Here is a 16007-nt window from a genome sequence, read left to right on the forward strand (position 1 = left end):
TCCTGGGTACGTTGGGTCATGTATAGCACACTCGGCAGGTTATCGGCGTTTGAGCCTAAACATGGTAAAGTAGGCGTTTACTTTACACCCGATTCGAGGCACCTATGGACGACTCCACTCCACAAGACATGCTCGTGCAGGCCGAAAGGCTTTGCGCTCAACGTGGCGTGCGACTGACCCCCCAACGCCTTGAAGTGCTCCGCCTGATGACGCTGCAACCGGGCGCAATCAGCGCTTATGATCTGCTGGACCTGCTGAAAGTCAGCGAGCCGCAGGCCAAGCCGCCGACCGTGTATCGGGCGCTGGAATTCTTACTCGAGCAGGGATTTGTGCATAAAGTGGAGTCCACCAATAGCTATGTGATGTGCCATCTGTTCGATAAACCCTCGCATACGTCGGCGATGTTTATCTGCGATCGTTGTGGCGTGGTGAAGGAAGAAGCGGCTGACGGCGTGGAAGACATTATGCATGCATTGGCGGCGCGGATGGGCTTTGCGCTACGTCATAACGTGATTGAAGCCCATGGGCTGTGTTCAGGGTGTGTCGAGGTGGAAGCTTGCCGCACACAGGACTGCTGCGGTCACGATCATACGATCCTCATCAAACGCAAACCGGGTCAGAAATAAGCGCCAGAAAAATATCGGGCGGCCTTTAAGCCGCCCTGAGGGTTGTACATCCGTGTACGCACGGGTAGTGCATTTATTTACCAGCGGTAATCGTTGCGGGTTTCCCAGTCTTTCACTTCGTTCTCGGCCTGATCTTTCTCATAGCCGTAACGTTCCTGGATTTTCCCGACCAGCTGGTCGCGCTTACCTTCAATGACGGTGAAGTCATCATCGGTCAGCTTACCCCATTTCTCTTTCACTTTACCTTTGAGCTGTTTCCAGTTACCGCCGACTTCGTCTTTATTCATGATCCATTCCTCTTAGTTCGGTGGAGAGAGTGAAATAACATCGTCCGTAAAACACTGTTTTCTGCTGGACGTGGTAATCAGTATAGGTAAGGATTTTGCCTGCTGAAGATTATTCAGAATCTTTAACCATCGACTAAAAACGAAGCAGCTACGAAAACCAGGTTCCGTGTTGCCCGTGACGCCGCCAAATCCACGCCAGCGCCAGGCCGCGCAGGGCGAGGAATACCGCCAGCGCCAACCATAATCCGTGATTGCCGAGAACGGGCACAGTGAACAGAGTCAGGGCAAAACCCGCCGCCGCCACCGCCATGCTGTTACGCATCTCCGCCCCACGCGTGGCACCAATAAACATGCCGTCGAGCAGATAACACCACACGCCGATCACCGGCAGAACCACCTGCCAGATAACGTAGCGATCGGCCAGTTCCCGCAGCTCAGTGATGGACGTCAGCATGGCAACAATCTGTTCTCCCGCTAGCGCATAAATTAGCGCGAACGCCAGGGCGACAATGCCGGATTGACGGCACGCCGCTTTCCAGACCTGCAACAGTTGGCTGTCATCACGCGCACCATACGCCTGCCCGGAGTGGGCTTCCACCGCGTAGGCAAAGCCGTCCAGCGCGTAGGCGGTAAAGGTCAACATGGTCATCAGCACCGCGTTGACCGCGACGATGTCACTCCCAAGCCGGGCACCTAATACCGTCAGCGCGCCAAAGCATAGCTGCAGCAGCAGCGAACGCAGCATGATGTCGCGGTTGAGCGCCAACAGGCGGCGAATATTACCGCGCCAGGCATCTTTCATTAGCGCCCACGAAATGCCGCGCAGGTGTAACACCCGACGCACCATCAGCAGGCCGATGAAAAAAGTCACGTATTCGGCGCAGACCGTGGCCAGCGCGGCTCCCTGCACGTTCATGTGCAGGCCCATCACCAGCCATAAATCGAGCGCGATGTTCAGCACATTGCCGACCACCAGCAAAATTACCGGGGCCCGCGCATATTGAACCCCAAGCAGCCAGCCCAGCAGCACCAGGTTAGCCAGCGATGCAGGCGCGCTCAGCCAGCGAATCTCGAGGAAGCGGCGGGCCTGTTCGAGTACCGCCTCGCTGCCGCCAACAATATGCAGCGCCAGGTCAATCAACGGGGTGCGCAGCAGCACGATGGCTGCTCCAGCGCCAATCGCCAGAAGCAACGGCTGCACCAGCGCTCTGGCGAGGCGAACGGGGTCTTTTGCGCCGAAGGCTTGCGCGGTCAGGCCGGTAGTGCTCATCCGCAGGAACAGCAGCAGCATAAACAGGAAGCTGGTCGCCATTGAGCCGACCGCTACGCCGCCGAGATACACCGGGCTATCGAGATGGCCGATAACCGCCGTGTCCACCAGGCCAAGCAGTGGCACGGTGATGTTGGAGAAAATCATGGGTAGCGCAAGACGCCACAATGCCTTGTCCGCAGCGCTGAAGAGCGACATGAGAAAACCTGTACGAGTGAATGAGGTAAAAAAGATAACAAAATGGCACCAGAACGGTGCCACTGAAAATACTTAATTCCGGCCTGACGAGACGGTTACTGCCATTCGCCATTGCGGATAACGCCAACCGCCAGCCCTTCGATGGAGAAGTTCTGCTGGCGCAGATCGACCACAATCGGGGAAAACTCGCTGTTTTCCGGCAGCAGTTCAACGGTGCTGCCCTGCTTTTTCAGGCGTTTCACGGTCACTTCGTCATCAATACGGGCGACAACCACCTGGCCGTTACGCACGTCCTGGGTTTTATGCACCGCCAGCAGATCGCCGTCAAGAATACCGATATCACGCATCGACATACCGCTGACGCGCAGCAGGAAATCGGCGCTCGGCTTAAACATCGCCGGATCGACCTGGTAATGTGCTTCGATATGTTGCTGTGCCAGCAGGGGTTCACCCGCTGCGACGCGGCCAATCAGCGGAATGCCTGATTCTTCTTCAATCAGCAGACGAATACCGCGGGATGCGCCGGAAACAATCTCGATGACGCCTTTACGTGCCAGCGCTTTCAGATGCTCTTCAGCCGCGTTCGGGGAACGGAACCCCAAGCGCTGCGCGATTTCCGCACGCGTTGGCGGCATGCCGGTTTGGCTGATGTGATCCCGAATAAGATCGAACACCTCTTGCTGCCTGGTCGTTAACGCTTTCATTCCGCCCCCTGGGTGTATATACAGTTATGCTGTGAGTATATACAGCTAATGGCGATTTTGGAACCGCAAAACGCACAAAAAACCAGACGTTTGCGTAATTATGCGAGCGTTAGCGAAAATGCGTCCACAGCAGCGACACCCAGGTGAAGACAGCGACCATAATCGACAGCAGCACCGCGGCGGAGCCCATGTCTTTCGCTCGCCCGGACAGCTCGTGACGTTCTGTGCCGATGCGATCGACCACGGCTTCGATCGCGCTGTTGAGAATTTCCACTATCATCACCAACAGGACCGAGCCAATCAGTAGCACCCGAGTGATCGCATCCACGTCTAACCAACAGGCGATGATGACGGCGATAATGGCGGCGGTTCCCTCCTGGCGAAAGGCCGCTTCGTTTTGCCATGCGGCGCGGAAACCCTTCCAGGAATAGCCTGCCGCTTTGAAGATTCGGGTGAACCCGGTGGTATCATTTGCCATCAAAAGAACCTTTTGCATTATTAGCGTCAATGTCGGTGTGCGCCGCGCGTGGTAGAACAGATATTCTGTGTACTTTCTGTTATCCTTGCGGCGCATTTGCATGATTAACCAGAGGCTTTACATCGTTTATGTCTGGCTGGCCACGAATTTACTATAAATTACTGAATTTACCATTAAGCGTGCTGGTAAAAAGCAAGTCTATCCCGGCAAATCCTGCCGAGGAACTGGGACTCGATACCTCACGCCCAATTATGTATGTTCTGCCGTATAACTCGAAAGCAGACCTGCTGACGTTACGCGCCCAATGTCTGGCGCATGACCTCCCGGATCCGCTGGAACCGCTGGAGATCGACGGCACCGTGCTGCCGCGCTACGTGTTCATTCACGGCGGGCCGCGCGCGTTTACGTATTACACGCCGAAAGAAGAGTCTATCAAGCTCTTCCATCATTATCTGGATTTGCATCGCAGCAATCCAGAACTCGATGTGCAAATGGTTCCAGTGTCGGTGATGTTTGGTCGCTCACCGGGCCGTGAAAAAGGCGAAGCCAATCCGCCTCTGCGCATGATGAACGGCTTCCAGAAATTCTTCGCCGTGACCTGGCTTGGTCGCGACAGCTTCGTGCGTTTCTCGCCGTCCGTGTCGCTGCGCCGCATGGCCACCGAGCACGGCACCGATAAAATTATCGCTCAGAAGCTGGCCCGCGTGGCGCGTACCCATTTTGCCCGTCAGCGTCTGGCTGCCGTCGGCCCGCGTCTGCCTGCCCGTCAGGACTTGTTCAATAAGCTGCTGGCATCCAAAGCGATTGCCCGTGCGGTAGAAGACGAAGCGCGCAGCAAGAAAATCTCCCATGAAAAAGCACAGCAGAACGCCATTGCGCTGATGGAAGAGATTGCCGCCAACTTCTCTTACGAGATGATTCGTCTCACCGACCGCGTACTCGGCTTCACCTGGAACCGTTTGTACCAGGGGATCAACGTCAATAACGCCGAGCGCGTGCGTCAGCTGGCGCACGACGGCCATGAGATTGTCTATGTGCCCTGCCACCGCAGCCACATGGACTATATGCTGCTCTCTTACGTGCTTTATCACCAGGGGCTGGTGCCGCCGCATATCGCCGCAGGCATCAACCTGAATTTCTGGCCCGCGGGCCCGATTTTCCGCCGCCTGGGCGCGTTCTTTATTCGTCGTACCTTCAAAGGTAACAAGCTGTATTCCACCGTATTCCGCGAATACTTAGGCGAGCTGTTCAGCCGCGGCTATTCCGTTGAATACTTCGTGGAAGGCGGGCGTTCCCGTACCGGTCGTCTGCTGGATCCGAAAACCGGCACCTTGTCGATGACCATTCAGGCGATGCTGCGTGGCGGCACCCGTCCAATCACTCTCGTGCCTATTTACATCGGCTACGAGCACGTGATGGAAGTGGGCACCTACGCCAAAGAGCTGCGTGGGGCGACCAAAGAGAAAGAGAGTCTGCCGCAGATGCTGCGCGGCCTGAGCAAACTGCGTAATCTCGGTCAGGGCTACGTCAACTTTGGCGAACCGATGCCGCTGATGACCTATCTCAACCAGCACGTGCCGGAGTGGCGGGAGTCCATCGACCCGATTGAATCCATTCGTCCGGCCTGGCTGACGCCAACGGTGAACAACATCGCCGAAGACCTGATGGTGCGCATTAACAACGCCGGGGCGGCCAACGCCATGAACCTGTGTGTGACCGCGCTGCTGGCCTCGCGTCAGCGCTCGCTGACCCGCGAGCAGTTAACCGAGCAGCTCGAATGCTATCTACAGCTGATGCGCAACGTGCCGTACTCCTCGGATTCCACCGTACCGTCTGCCACCGCCAGCGAGCTTATCGATCATGCGTTGCAGATGAACAAGTTCGAAGTCGAGAAAGACACCATCGGCGATATCATCATCCTGCCGCGCGAGCAGGCGGTGTTGATGACCTACTATCGCAACAACATTACCCACATGCTGATGATCCCGTCGCTGCTGGCCGCGATTGTGACCCAGCATCGCAAAATCTCCCGCGCGGAGATGGTGCGACATGTGGAAGTGCTGTACCCGATGCTGAAAGCCGAGCTGTTCCTGCGCTGGGAAAAAGACGAGCTGGCGGGCGTTATCGACCTGCTGCTGGCCGAAATGCAGCGTCAGGCGCTGATCACGGTTGAGAATGACGACGTTAGCGTCAACCCGTCGCACTCCCGTACCCTGCAACTGCTGGCTGCTGGAGCCCGTGAAACGCTGCAACGCTACGCCATTACCTTCTGGCTGCTGAGTGCGAATCCGTCCATCAACCGCAGTACGCTGGAGAAAGAGAGCCGCACCGTGGCACAACGTCTGTCAGTGCTGCATGGCATCAACGCGCCGGAGTTCTTCGATAAAGCGGTGTTCAGTACCCTGGTGCTGACCCTGCGTGACGAAGGTTACATCAGTGATACCGGCGATGCCGAACCGGCGGAAACGCTGAAGGTGTATCAGATGCTGGCTGAGCTGATTGCGTCCGATGTGCGTCTGACCGTCGAGAGCGCCAATCAGGACGCGTGACCTTAGCGCGTAAAAAAGCCGGAGCAATGTGAGTTGCTCCGGCTTTTTTGTTTTTGCCCGGCAAGCCTTGCGCCGCCGGGAAGAGGTTAAAGCATATAACTCATCGCCAGACCGATAAACAACACCAGCCCCACGTAGTTGTTGTTCATAAACGCTTTAAAGCAGGCATCACGATCGCGGTTTTTAATCAGCTTCTGCTGATAAATAAACAGCGCCCCGGCGATGAAAATCGACCAGTAGAATTCCCAGTTAAGATGGCTCAGCCAGCCGACCGCCACCATCAATCCTAGCGATAAGACCTGCAAAATCCCGATGATCAGCTTGTCGTGTTTGCCAAACAGAATCGCGGTAGATTTGACGCCAATCTTTAAATCGTCATCCCGGTCAACCATCGCATATTCGGTATCGTAGGCCACCGTCCAGCAGATATTCGCCAGGAACATCAGCCAGCAGCTCAGCGGTAACGATTCACTGACCGCGGCATAGGCCATCGGGATAGACCAGCCAAACGCCGCGCCCAGCACCACCTGTGGCAGATGGGTGTAGCGTTTCATAAACGGATACACCCACGCCAGCGCCAGACCGGCCACCGACAGCAGAATAGTCATGGTGTTGAGCGTCAGTACCAGCAGGAACGAGAGCACCACCAGCACCACAAACAGGATGCGCGCCTCTTTCTCGCTGATATCGCCGCTCGGTAACGGGCGATGGGCGGTGCGTTTGACGTGACCATCAATTTTACGGTCGGCGTAGTCGTTCACCACGCAGCCCGCGGCACGCATCATCCACACCCCCGCCACGAACACCGCGAGGATCCACAGCGGCGGTACGCCAGGCATGGCTACCCACAGCGCCCACAGCGTCGGCCAGAGCAGCAGCAGCGAGCCTATCGGCTTATCAATACGCATCAGACGGCTATAAGCCTGGAGCTTATTTTGCGTCAGACTCCTCTCCATAATTCTCTTCCTCTCAGTACAGCGGCGACGCAGGCAGAAACAGCTCGGTTAACAGCAGCGGTTTTCCGCTCAGCCGAAGGCGGGAACGACGCCCCCACAGCTCTGCATCTTTACCAATTTCAATAAAATCACGGGTTAAGGTGGATGAGGTAAACAGGTAGCGCCCCAGCGGGGTTTTGCCGAGCTGTTGCAGCGCCAGCTCCGGTCCAGACAGGGTAGATTCCGGCACCACCGTTCGGCCGGCAAGCCAGGATTCGCCGTCGGCGCAGAGCAAAATCTCACGCAGCCAGTAGCGCGGCTCGGCGGGCAGCAGCGCCAGTTCTTCGGCGACCTCATCCTGACCCACGAAATCTTCACGCACCAGCGTCACGGTGACGCGCTTGCCCTGCTGTTCAAAACGTTTGGTCATGGAATCTTCCAGCAGCAGCCAGTCGAGCAGCGCCGCATCGAGTTCCGGAAGGGTGGTGTAATAGCGTAGTGCACGCAGCTGCGCCAGCGCAGGGTGTGACATGCCAGACTCTCCGATACAAAACTTATCGGCATTGTATCGTAGAAAAGGGTTAGCGGGAGGAAGAAACGTCAATATCCGCGCGGTAGCGCAACAGGGATGCAACATCCGCCGTTGCGTCAGAAAAAACGGTGCGTCGAGGGAGACGCACCGAATGGCCAGGGCCTAAACATCAGCAATGTGGGGAGATGTTTTTACCCCTTGCCTTTTACACTACTGATAAAGGTGGAACGGGCTGAAGTCGAACCGAGGCGCTCGGCTTCGTTTAACAGTTTCAGGGCTTTATCGATATTGCCCTCTTTCACAGCCTGTTTAATCGCGTTGTTGAAATAGCTTTCGGTGTCATTGAGAACCGGTTCGCTCTTCGCTGCCGGTGCTGATGCTGCGGTGGCTGACGCTGCCACTGCCGCCGTTGACGGTGCTGCCGCAGGTGCGCTGTAAACCGGTGCCGCCGTGTTGCCCACGGTGACCGGGCCAGGGCCTGAAGAACCAAACAGTGGGCCAACCAGCACACTGGAGGCGGATGAGGTTTTCACTTTCAGCTTCAGCGTGCCTTCGGTCACGTGCCGGGCAATCGGGTCCGGAATATCCGGCACCGCATTACCGGTGCCTTTAGCGTAGGCTTTTGCCGGGTCAATCAGGGTAGTGGTTTGCTGCAAATCTTGCGGGGTGGTGAACACCAGCACATAAATTTTCTGCTGGCCCAGCGCTGGGGTCAGACGCATGACACCTTCCAGTCGGTCGGCGCTCATTACGCCTGGCTCCTGGTAGGTAAAGTAGCTGCTCGGGAAGAACGCCGATGGCGTCATGTTCTGATCCAGAATCAGCACGTTCGGCGCATACACGCTGGTTTGTTTGTTCACTTCACTGGTGAGGGTAATGTTCAACTCACCAATATTTGCCGGGACGCTATACGCCGCCACCGGGCCAGAAATCCCCGGCACGTTTAGCGACTGACCGCCACCGGAGAGAGAAGTGGTTTGGGTTTTAGCTTGATCAACGGGCGTCCAGACCAACTGCTGTAGCGCAGTTGCCGGGATAGCCGGTGCGGCAGTGGTGTTCTGCGGCACGAAATTCACCTCAGCAAAACTGACGGCAGGGACGCTTGCCAGCAGACCAGCAGAGAGGCACAGCGCGATGAGACTTTTGTTCATTTTCATTTTTATCACCTCAAAGACAGGGCTCAGCGGTAGCCAGGCAATAGCGCGCTGAGTCTAAAATAGAGGGACTTTCGTCCCTCTTTGTGTGGCATAACAGTGGGTTAACTTAACTGCGAATTACCACCAGATTTCCATCTGGGCACCGAAGCTCCACTCGTCGTTGTCGCCACGGCCAAGGCCAGCGGTCTGCATACCGAAGTTGGAGTTGTAGTTTCCGTTGTTGGTCGCTGGGCTGCCGGAAGTGTCGTAGCCCCATTTCTCATCCCACTTGGCGTAGGTGGCGAACACACGGATAGCCGGACGGGACCAGATGCTGTCGCCAGCCTGCCATTGTTGTGCGAGGGTAATTTTGTACTGGTTGTTGGTGTCGCCGGTGTTCTGGGATTTGACGTTGTCGTAGCCCACTTCCAGCAAGGTGCTCATGATAGGCGTCCATTTGTACATTGGACGAACACCGACGGTATACCATTTGGTGCCGTTGTTGTTATCCCAGTTGATGTCCTGGTACATACCGACGTACATCAGGTCCCAGCTGTCGCCCAGGGAAATTGCACCGTGGTCGAGGATACGCAGCAGGTGGCCGTCGTTGTTAATGCCGTACGCGTACAGTTTGCCACTCTCGTCATTGCCGAGACCAACACCCGCACCCTGCGCCTGGCCTTTGCCCTGAGAGGTCATGGAGTCGGTGGCGTACTGCACCACAAACTTGTTAAAGCCTTTCAGCATGCTCTGGGTATGTTCCGCGGTGAACATCCAGCCATCTTTCGATGCCTGTGGCTGCAAGTAGTAATCGTCATTTACGTTAGTGTGACCGTAGTCCACACCCAGCTCCAGGGTACCGCCTGGGTTGATTTCCATCTGGCCCAAACGCACGTCAAACACGTCATTGGCAGTTGAAGAGGTGTAATCACGAATATTGTCGCTGGCGAAAGCATTGGAGCCGCCTGCTTCGGTCGAACGGGTTGCTGCGAAGGAGAGTTTACCGATGCCCACATCCACGTTTTCCAGACCTGCACCCGGACCGGAGATATCCCAGTAGTAGAAGTCGATCATGTGAACGTCGTGACGTTGATAGAAGCGCTTACCGGCCCAGATAGTGGAACCTGGCAGGGCGTCGATCAGGTTTTTACCCTGCACGTTGGCTTCACGGAACGCCGGACTGGTGGCTTCCCAGTCGTTCTGCTGTGCGACGGAGTAAGCGACGTTGGTGTCGAAGTAGAAGCTCTTATCGCCCTCTTTCCACACTTCCTGACCAAATTTCAGTTCGGCGTACGTTTCACATTCGTTACCGAGACGGTATTTACTTTGAGCACCAGTCGCCTGGAAGCACTGTTGCGCGCCGCCGCTACCGGTCCAGCCGATACCCGAACGGGCGTAACCTTTAAAATCTACAGCGCCCGCGTGCGCAGACAAAATGCCTGCTGTCACGGCGAGTGCCACTGGAAGTTTGCGCAGAGTAATCATCATTCTATCTCCTGAGACCATTGCTTTTCTTTTGTTATGGGATTTAAACGCCCGGTTCTTTGTGCAGCCGACGACATGCGGAACCATCTTCACGGAACAGATGGCAACGCTCTGGCGGCAGACCGATAGCGAATGTGGCTCCCTCTTCTACCAACACCACGTCATTCTGGCGGTACACCAGATTCTGACGGATGGCGGGGATCTGGATATGAATTTGCGTTTCGTGACCCAGTTGCTCGACGACCTGCACGTCACCTTCGAGGGTGACATCAGCGATATCACTCGGTAGAAGATGCTCAGGACGAATGCCTAATGACATGTTTGCGCCAACCTGCACGCCGGTACTTTCCACCGGCAGCCAGATTTGCTGACGGTTTGGCAGTTCCACCTGCACCTGCTCAATGGCGGTGGCGGTGACTTTCACCGGCAGGAAGTTCATCTTCGGCGAGCCGATAAAGCCCGCGACGAACCGATCTGCCGGATAGTGATAAAGTTCGAGAGGCTTGCCGATTTGCGCCACGCGCCCGGCATCCAGCACCACGATTTTGTCGGCCAGGGTCATCGCTTCGACCTGATCGTGGGTGACGTAAATCATCGTGCGACCCAGACGCTTATGCAGTCGGGAAATCTCAATACGCATCTGCACACGCAGTGCGGCATCAAGGTTTGAAAGCGGTTCATCAAGCAGGAACACCCGCGGCTCAGCCACCAGCGTACGGCCAATCGCCACGCGCTGACGCTGCCCGCCGGACAGTGCTTTCGGTTTACGCTCCAGAAGGTGAGCCAGCTGCAGCACTTCGGCCACCTGGGTCACGCGCTGGGCGATCACCTCTTTTTTCGCCCCGGCAAGTTTGAGGCCAAACGACATGTTCTCTGCCACCGAGAGATGGGGGTAAAGCGCATAAGACTGGAACACCATGCCGATACCACGCTCGGCGGGCGGCGTGTCGTTCATTCGCTTGTCACCAATCAGCAAGTCCCCACTGGTGATGGTTTCCAGCCCGGCGATCATGCGCAGCAGCGTGGATTTACCGCAGCCTGATGGCCCGACAAACACCACGAACTCCCCCTCATGGATGTCGAGATTGATGTCTTTCGACACCACCACGTCACCCCAGGCTTTCGTTACATTACGCAGCTGTACGCTCGCCATCCCCTTCTCCCTTGATTACTACCTGTCACGAAAAGAAATATTTATTCTGGCGCTGACTATGCGCGACCAATAACTTTCGTGAATCCTCCGCCCCCTGGTTTTTGATGGGGGAGGAGACGGGAGGATGAGGAGAGCTGCTCTGCCCCCACGTCCGGCGTGGCCTGGTGAAATTCGTGATGCACACGGCAAAATTCGGCGTCGTTTTGTGTGCGCCAGGACTCATAACTAAAATTTATGCAACAGAGATCACAGAAAGGAGCGGTGGGGCGTAGGGTTGGGGAGGATGGAAAGAGGTTGCTAAGAAAGGAAACTCAGCGTTGTAAAAGCCACCAGGCGTATCCACGAGCACATCACCAAATAGGACGGGATATATGAAAATCAAAACTGGCGCTCGCATCCTCGCGCTGTCTGCACTGACCACGATGATGTTTTCCGCCTCTGCCTTCGCGAAAATTGAAGAAGGCAAGCTGGTTATCTGGATCAACGGCGATAAGGGCTATAACGGCCTTGCTGAAGTCGGTAAGAAATTCGAGAAAGATACCGGCATTAAAGTGACCATTGAGCACCCGGATAAACTGGAAGAGAAATACCCGCAGGTGGCCGCCACTGGCGATGGCCCGGACATTATCTTCTGGGCGCACGACCGTTTTGGTGGCTACGCGCAGTCCGGCCTGCTGGCTGAAGTGACCCCAGACAAAGCGTTCCAGGACAAACTGTATCCGTTCACCTGGGATGCCGTACGCTACAACGGCAAACTTATCGCCTACCCAATCGCGGTCGAAGCGCTGTCGCTCATCTATAACAAAGACCTGGTGCCGAACCCGCCGAAAACCTGGGAAGAGATCCCGGCGCTGGATAAAACGCTGAAGGCGAAGGGCAAATCCGCGCTGATGTTCAACCTGCAAGAACCGTACTTCACCTGGCCGCTGATCGCTGCCGACGGCGGGTATGCCTTTAAGTTTGAAAACGGCAAATACGACGTGAAAGACGTGGGCGTAGACAGCGCAGGGGCAAAAGCGGGCCTGACCTTCCTGGTTGATCTTATCAAGAACAAACACATGAACGCGGATACCGATTACTCCATCGCGGAAGCGGCGTTCAACAAGGGCGAAACCGCGATGACCATCAACGGTCCGTGGGCGTGGTCCAACATCGACAAGAGCAAAATCAACTACGGCGTAACGCTGCTGCCAACCTTCAAAGGCAAAGCGTCTAAACCGTTTGTGGGCGTGCTGAGCGCGGGCATCAACGCCGCCAGCCCGAACAAAGAGCTGGCGAAAGAGTTCCTCGAAAACTATCTGCTGACTAACGACGGTCTGGCGGACGTGAACAAGGACAAACCGCTGGGTGCCGTAGCGCTGAAATCTTACCAGGAACAGCTGGAAAAAGATCCGCGTATCGCCGCCACCATGGCCAACGCCCAGAAAGGCGAAATTATGCCTAACATCCCGCAGATGGCCGCCTTCTGGTACGCCACCCGCACCGCGGTTATCAACGCCGCCAGCGGACGTCAGACCGTGGATGCAGCGCTGAAAGATGCTCAGGGTCGTATCACTAAGTAAGTCATAAGGCACGAAATGTAGGCCTGATAAGCGAAGCGTCATCAGGTGCTGTTGCCGGATGGCGACGCTAAGCGTCTTATCCGGCCTACACGTTTTCACAGCTGTAGAGGAAATTACCCCATGGATGTCGTTAAAAAGAGTCACTGGTGGCAAAGCGAAACGCTGAAGTGGTCCGTGGTCGGGCTACTGGGCCTGCTGGTGGGTTACCTTGTTGTTTTAATGTACGCCCAGGGGGAATACCTGTTCGCCATCATGACGCTGATTTTAAGCTCTGCTGGCCTGTATATCTTCGCCAACCGCAAAGCCTATGCGTGGCGCTATGTTTATCCTGGCATGGCCGGGATGGGACTGTTCGTCCTGTTCCCACTGGTGTGTACCATCGCCATCGCCTTCACCAACTACAGCAGCACCAACCAGCTAACGCAGGAGCGTGCGCAGCAGGTGTTAATGGACCGCTCTTATCAGGCGGGCAAAACCTATAACTTCGGCTTATACCCGGCGGGCAGTGAGTGGAAGCTGGCCCTGACCGACGGCGAGAGCGGTAAAAATTATGTCTCCGACGCCTTTAAATTTGGCGGTGAGCAAAAGATTACGTTGAAAGAGGCCGACGCGCTGCCGGAAGGCGAACGCGGTAACCTGCGGGTGATCACTCAGAATCGCCAGGCGCTGAATCAGCTGACCGCCATTTTGCCGGATGACAGCAAAGTCATTATGAGTTCTCTGCGCCAGTTCTCCGGCACCCGCCCGCTGTATACCGAGGGCGAAAAAGGTGAGCTGACCAACAACCAGAGCGGCGTGAAATACCGTCCGAATAATCAGATTGGTTTTTATCAGTCGGTTAACGCCGACGGCAACTGGGGCGATGAGAAACTCAGCCCGGGTTATACCGTTAGCATCGGCTGGGACAACTTCACCCGGGTATTCACCGACGAAGGCATTCAGAAACCGTTCTTCGCTATCTTCGTCTGGACGGTGGTGTTCTCGGTGCTGACCGTGCTGTTGACCGTCGCCGTAGGCATGGTGCTGGCGTGCGTGGTGCAGTGGGAATCGCTGAAAGGCAAAGCCATTTACCGCGTGCTGTTAATCCTGCCGTATGCCGTGCCGTCGTTCATCTCGATCCTCATCTTCAAAGGGCTGTTCAACCAGAGCTTTGGTGAAATCAACATGATGCTGAGCGCGCTGTTTGGCATCAAACCGGCGTGGTTTAGCGACCCGACCACTGCCCGCTCGATGATCATTATCGTCAACACCTGGCTCGGCTATCCGTACATGATGATCCTGTGCATGGGGCTGCTGAAGGCGATTCCGGAAGATCTGTACGAAGCCTCGGCGATGGACGGCGCAGGCCCGTTCCAGAACTTCTTTAAGATTACGCTGCCGCTGCTTATCAAGCCGCTGACGCCGCTGATGATTGCCAGCTTCGCCTTTAACTTTAACAACTTTGTGCTTATCCAGCTGCTGACCAACGGGGGCCCGGACCGTCTTGGCACCACCACCCCGGCGGGGTATACCGACCTGCTGGTGAGCTACACCTACCGTATTGCCTTTGAAGGCGGCGGCGGTCAGGACTTCGGCCTGGCGGCGGCGATTGCGACGCTGATCTTCCTGCTGGTCGGGGCGCTGGCGATTATTAACCTCAAAGCCACACGCATGAAATTCGATTAAGGGAGATATCGACAATGGCCATGGTTCAACCGAAATCTCAAAAGCTGCGCCTCCTGGTGACGCACTTAGGGCTGCTGATGTTTATCGCCGCGATCATGTTCCCGCTGCTGATGGTTATCGCTATCTCGCTGCGTGAAGGTAACTTTGCAACCGGCAGCCTCATCCCGGATCAAATCTCCTGGGAGCACTGGAAGCTGGCGCTGGGCTTTAGCGTCGAACATGCCGATGGCCGGGTCACTCCGCCACCGTTCCCAGTACTGTTATGGCTGTGGAACTCGATCAAAATCGCCGGGATCACCGCGGTGGGTATCGTGGCGCTGTCCACCACCTGCGCCTACGCTTTCGCCCGCATGAAGTTCCCGGGCAAGGCCACGCTGCTGAAAAGTATGCTGATTTTCCAGATGTTCCCGGCGGTGCTGTCGCTGGTGGCGCTGTATGCGTTGTTTGACCGCCTCGGACAGTACATTCCGTTCATCGGCCTGAACACTCACGGCGGGGTCATCTTCGCCTATATGGGGGGGATAGCCCTGCACGTCTGGACGATAAAAGGCTATTTCGAAACCATCGACGGCTCGCTGGAAGAAGCCGCCGCGCTGGACGGTGCTACGCCGTGGCAGGCGTTCCGCCTGGTGCTGCTCCCACTGTCAGTGCCGATTTTGGCGGTAGTCTTTATTCTGTCATTCATCGCCGCCATCACCGAAGTGCCGGTCGCCTCGTTGCTGCTTCGCGACGTGAACAGCTACACCCTCGCCGTCGGGATGCAGCAATACCTCAACCCGCAAAACTACCTGTGGGGCGACTTTGCCGCTGCGGCTGTGCTGTCCGCCATTCCGATCACCCTGGTGTTTCTGCTGGCCCAGCGCTGGCTGGTTAACGGCCTGACCTCAGGCGGGGTGAAAGGTTAAGTTTCATTGTTCTATGCCACTGTAATGCCGCTGTAATCGTTATCCCTCATACTTGTGACTGTTGTTTGGCGCTCCCTGGAGCGCCATTTTTTTATTCACGTTTCAGGCGCTTCGAGTTACACAGCCACAGAGTGACCACCAGCAACAGGATCGCCGCGGAATAGATCAACACATCAAGCGGGGATTTATGATCGACGATGATCAGCCGCACAATGGCGGTGATCCCGATATAGACGAAGTAACGCAGCGGGAAGTGAAAGCCAGACTGGAAGTACTTCACGATCAACGCGATAAATTCAAAATAGAGAAAATAGACCACCAGCCCTTCAACCAGCGCGTACTTGCTGGTTTGTTCAGGGGCGAACAGCACATCCGCCAGGTGGAGCGTTTCTTTGCCGAGGAATACGACTAATATCAGGCCAAGACTGAGCAAACCCAGGTTCAACACGGTCTGCAAAACGATGGAGATAAACTCTACGCGTGGACGAATAAGCGGCGTCATTCTGCATCTCCTTCTCAAGG

Annotated in this window: 15 protein-coding genes; 5 read left to right on the forward strand and 10 right to left on the reverse strand. The window is 56.1% G+C overall.

The features are described 5' to 3' along the window. The first annotated feature begins 104 nt into the window (after positions 1-104). Positions 105-626, forward strand: a complete 522-nt coding sequence (gene zur, locus SIK69_RS15860; RefSeq protein ID WP_319786507.1) for a zinc uptake transcriptional repressor Zur — start codon at positions 105-107, stop codon at positions 624-626. Positions 627-703: 77 nt separating this feature from the next. Here the strand turns inward: zur and SIK69_RS15865 are convergent, their stop codons facing one another. The 4 genes from SIK69_RS15865 to SIK69_RS15880 form a co-directional block, all read right to left on the reverse strand. Beyond that, a complete protein-coding gene (locus SIK69_RS15865) occupies positions 704-913 on the reverse strand; it encodes a CsbD family protein (RefSeq protein WP_319627633.1) in 210 nt (69 codons plus the stop codon). Positions 914-1061: 148 nt separating this feature from the next. Next, positions 1062-2381 carry an MATE family efflux transporter DinF gene (dinF, locus tag SIK69_RS15870; RefSeq protein WP_319786508.1) on the reverse strand — a complete coding sequence of 440 codons (1320 nt, stop codon included), beginning with the start codon at positions 2379-2381 and terminating at the stop codon, positions 1062-1064. A gap of 95 nt (positions 2382-2476) precedes the next feature. Beyond that, positions 2477-3085 carry a transcriptional repressor LexA gene (lexA, locus tag SIK69_RS15875; protein ID WP_319627631.1) on the reverse strand — a complete coding sequence of 203 codons (609 nt, stop codon included), beginning with the start codon at positions 3083-3085 and terminating at the stop codon, positions 2477-2479. Between the two features lie 109 nt (positions 3086-3194). Further along, complete coding sequence (locus SIK69_RS15880) at positions 3195-3563, reverse strand: diacylglycerol kinase (protein ID WP_319627630.1); 369 nt, start codon at positions 3561-3563, stop codon at positions 3195-3197. Positions 3564-3691: 128 nt separating this feature from the next. Here SIK69_RS15880 and plsB point away from each other — a divergent pair, with 128 nt between their 5' ends. Continuing rightward, complete coding sequence (gene plsB / locus SIK69_RS15885; RefSeq protein ID WP_319786509.1) at positions 3692-6112, forward strand: glycerol-3-phosphate 1-O-acyltransferase PlsB; 2421 nt, start codon at positions 3692-3694, stop codon at positions 6110-6112. A gap of 86 nt (positions 6113-6198) precedes the next feature. Here plsB and ubiA read toward each other — a convergent pair whose 3' ends face one another. From ubiA to malK, 5 genes are all read right to left on the reverse strand, one after another. Further along, positions 6199-7068, reverse strand: coding sequence for a 4-hydroxybenzoate octaprenyltransferase (gene ubiA / locus SIK69_RS15890; RefSeq protein ID WP_319627628.1), 870 nt, complete (start codon positions 7066-7068; stop codon positions 6199-6201). Between the two features lie 13 nt (positions 7069-7081). Continuing rightward, positions 7082-7579, reverse strand: a complete 498-nt coding sequence (gene ubiC / locus SIK69_RS15895; RefSeq protein ID WP_319786510.1) for a chorismate lyase — start codon at positions 7577-7579, stop codon at positions 7082-7084. Positions 7580-7770: 191 nt separating this feature from the next. Further along, entirely contained in the window at positions 7771-8736 is a 966-nt protein-coding gene (gene malM, locus SIK69_RS15900; protein ID WP_319627626.1) for a maltose operon protein MalM, read from the reverse strand. A gap of 117 nt (positions 8737-8853) precedes the next feature. Further along, on the reverse strand, positions 8854-10203 hold the full coding sequence (locus SIK69_RS15905) for a maltoporin (protein ID WP_319627625.1): 1350 nt from the start codon (positions 10201-10203) through the stop codon (positions 8854-8856). A gap of 40 nt (positions 10204-10243) precedes the next feature. After that, on the reverse strand, positions 10244-11353 hold the full coding sequence (gene malK / locus SIK69_RS15910) for a maltose/maltodextrin ABC transporter ATP-binding protein MalK (RefSeq protein ID WP_319627624.1): 1110 nt from the start codon (positions 11351-11353) through the stop codon (positions 10244-10246). A 371-nt stretch (positions 11354-11724) separates the two neighbouring features. Between malK and malE the strand changes: the two genes are divergently transcribed. From malE to malG, 3 genes are all read left to right on the forward strand, one after another. Then, positions 11725-12915, forward strand: a complete 1191-nt coding sequence (gene malE / locus SIK69_RS15915) for a maltose/maltodextrin ABC transporter substrate-binding protein MalE (protein WP_319627623.1) — start codon at positions 11725-11727, stop codon at positions 12913-12915. Between the two features lie 120 nt (positions 12916-13035). Beyond that, positions 13036-14580 (forward strand): maltose ABC transporter permease MalF, encoded by a 1545-nt coding sequence (gene malF, locus SIK69_RS15920; protein ID WP_319627622.1) that lies wholly within the window; start codon positions 13036-13038, stop codon positions 14578-14580. Positions 14581-14594: 14 nt separating this feature from the next. After that, entirely contained in the window at positions 14595-15485 is an 891-nt protein-coding gene (gene malG / locus SIK69_RS15925) for a maltose ABC transporter permease MalG (protein WP_319627621.1), read from the forward strand. A gap of 91 nt (positions 15486-15576) precedes the next feature. Here the strand turns inward: malG and psiE are convergent, their stop codons facing one another. Beyond that, the gene (gene psiE, locus SIK69_RS15930; RefSeq protein ID WP_319627620.1) at positions 15577-15987 is read right to left on the reverse strand and encodes a phosphate-starvation-inducible protein PsiE; all 411 of its coding nucleotides are present in this window, start codon (positions 15985-15987) and stop codon (positions 15577-15579) included. Between the last annotated feature and the right edge of the window lie 20 nt (positions 15988-16007).

The sequence above is a fragment of the Scandinavium lactucae genome, assembly GCF_033843265.1.
Taxonomy (GTDB): Bacteria; Pseudomonadota; Gammaproteobacteria; order Enterobacterales; family Enterobacteriaceae; genus Scandinavium; species Scandinavium lactucae.

Excerpts from the sequence above, each read along its gene's own strand:
- SIK69_RS15905 (WP_319627625.1), bottom strand. The coding sequence starts at position 10,203 with ATGATGATTACTCTGCGCAAACTTCCAGTGGCACTCGCCGTGACAGCA.
- ubiA (WP_319627628.1), bottom strand. The coding sequence starts at position 7,068 with ATGGAGAGGAGTCTGACGCAAAATAAGCTCCAGGCTTATAGCCGTCTG.
- malM (WP_319627626.1), bottom strand. The coding sequence starts at position 8,736 with ATGAAAATGAACAAAAGTCTCATCGCGCTGTGCCTCTCTGCTGGTCTG.
- malG (WP_319627621.1), top strand. The coding sequence starts at position 14,595 with ATGGCCATGGTTCAACCGAAATCTCAAAAGCTGCGCCTCCTGGTGACG.
- zur (WP_319786507.1), top strand. The coding sequence starts at position 105 with ATGGACGACTCCACTCCACAAGACATGCTCGTGCAGGCCGAAAGGCTT.
- psiE (WP_319627620.1), bottom strand. The coding sequence starts at position 15,987 with ATGACGCCGCTTATTCGTCCACGCGTAGAGTTTATCTCCATCGTTTTG.
- SIK69_RS15880 (WP_319627630.1), bottom strand. The coding sequence starts at position 3,563 with ATGGCAAATGATACCACCGGGTTCACCCGAATCTTCAAAGCGGCAGGC.
- malK (WP_319627624.1), bottom strand. The coding sequence starts at position 11,353 with ATGGCGAGCGTACAGCTGCGTAATGTAACGAAAGCCTGGGGTGACGTG.
- malE (WP_319627623.1), top strand. The coding sequence starts at position 11,725 with ATGAAAATCAAAACTGGCGCTCGCATCCTCGCGCTGTCTGCACTGACC.
- SIK69_RS15865 (WP_319627633.1), bottom strand. The coding sequence starts at position 913 with ATGAATAAAGACGAAGTCGGCGGTAACTGGAAACAGCTCAAAGGTAAA.
- ubiC (WP_319786510.1), bottom strand. The coding sequence starts at position 7,579 with ATGTCACACCCTGCGCTGGCGCAGCTGCGTGCACTACGCTATTACACC.
- lexA (WP_319627631.1), bottom strand. The coding sequence starts at position 3,085 with ATGAAAGCGTTAACGACCAGGCAGCAAGAGGTGTTCGATCTTATTCGG.
- plsB (WP_319786509.1), top strand. The coding sequence starts at position 3,692 with ATGTCTGGCTGGCCACGAATTTACTATAAATTACTGAATTTACCATTA.
- dinF (WP_319786508.1), bottom strand. The coding sequence starts at position 2,381 with ATGTCGCTCTTCAGCGCTGCGGACAAGGCATTGTGGCGTCTTGCGCTA.
- malF (WP_319627622.1), top strand. The coding sequence starts at position 13,036 with ATGGATGTCGTTAAAAAGAGTCACTGGTGGCAAAGCGAAACGCTGAAG.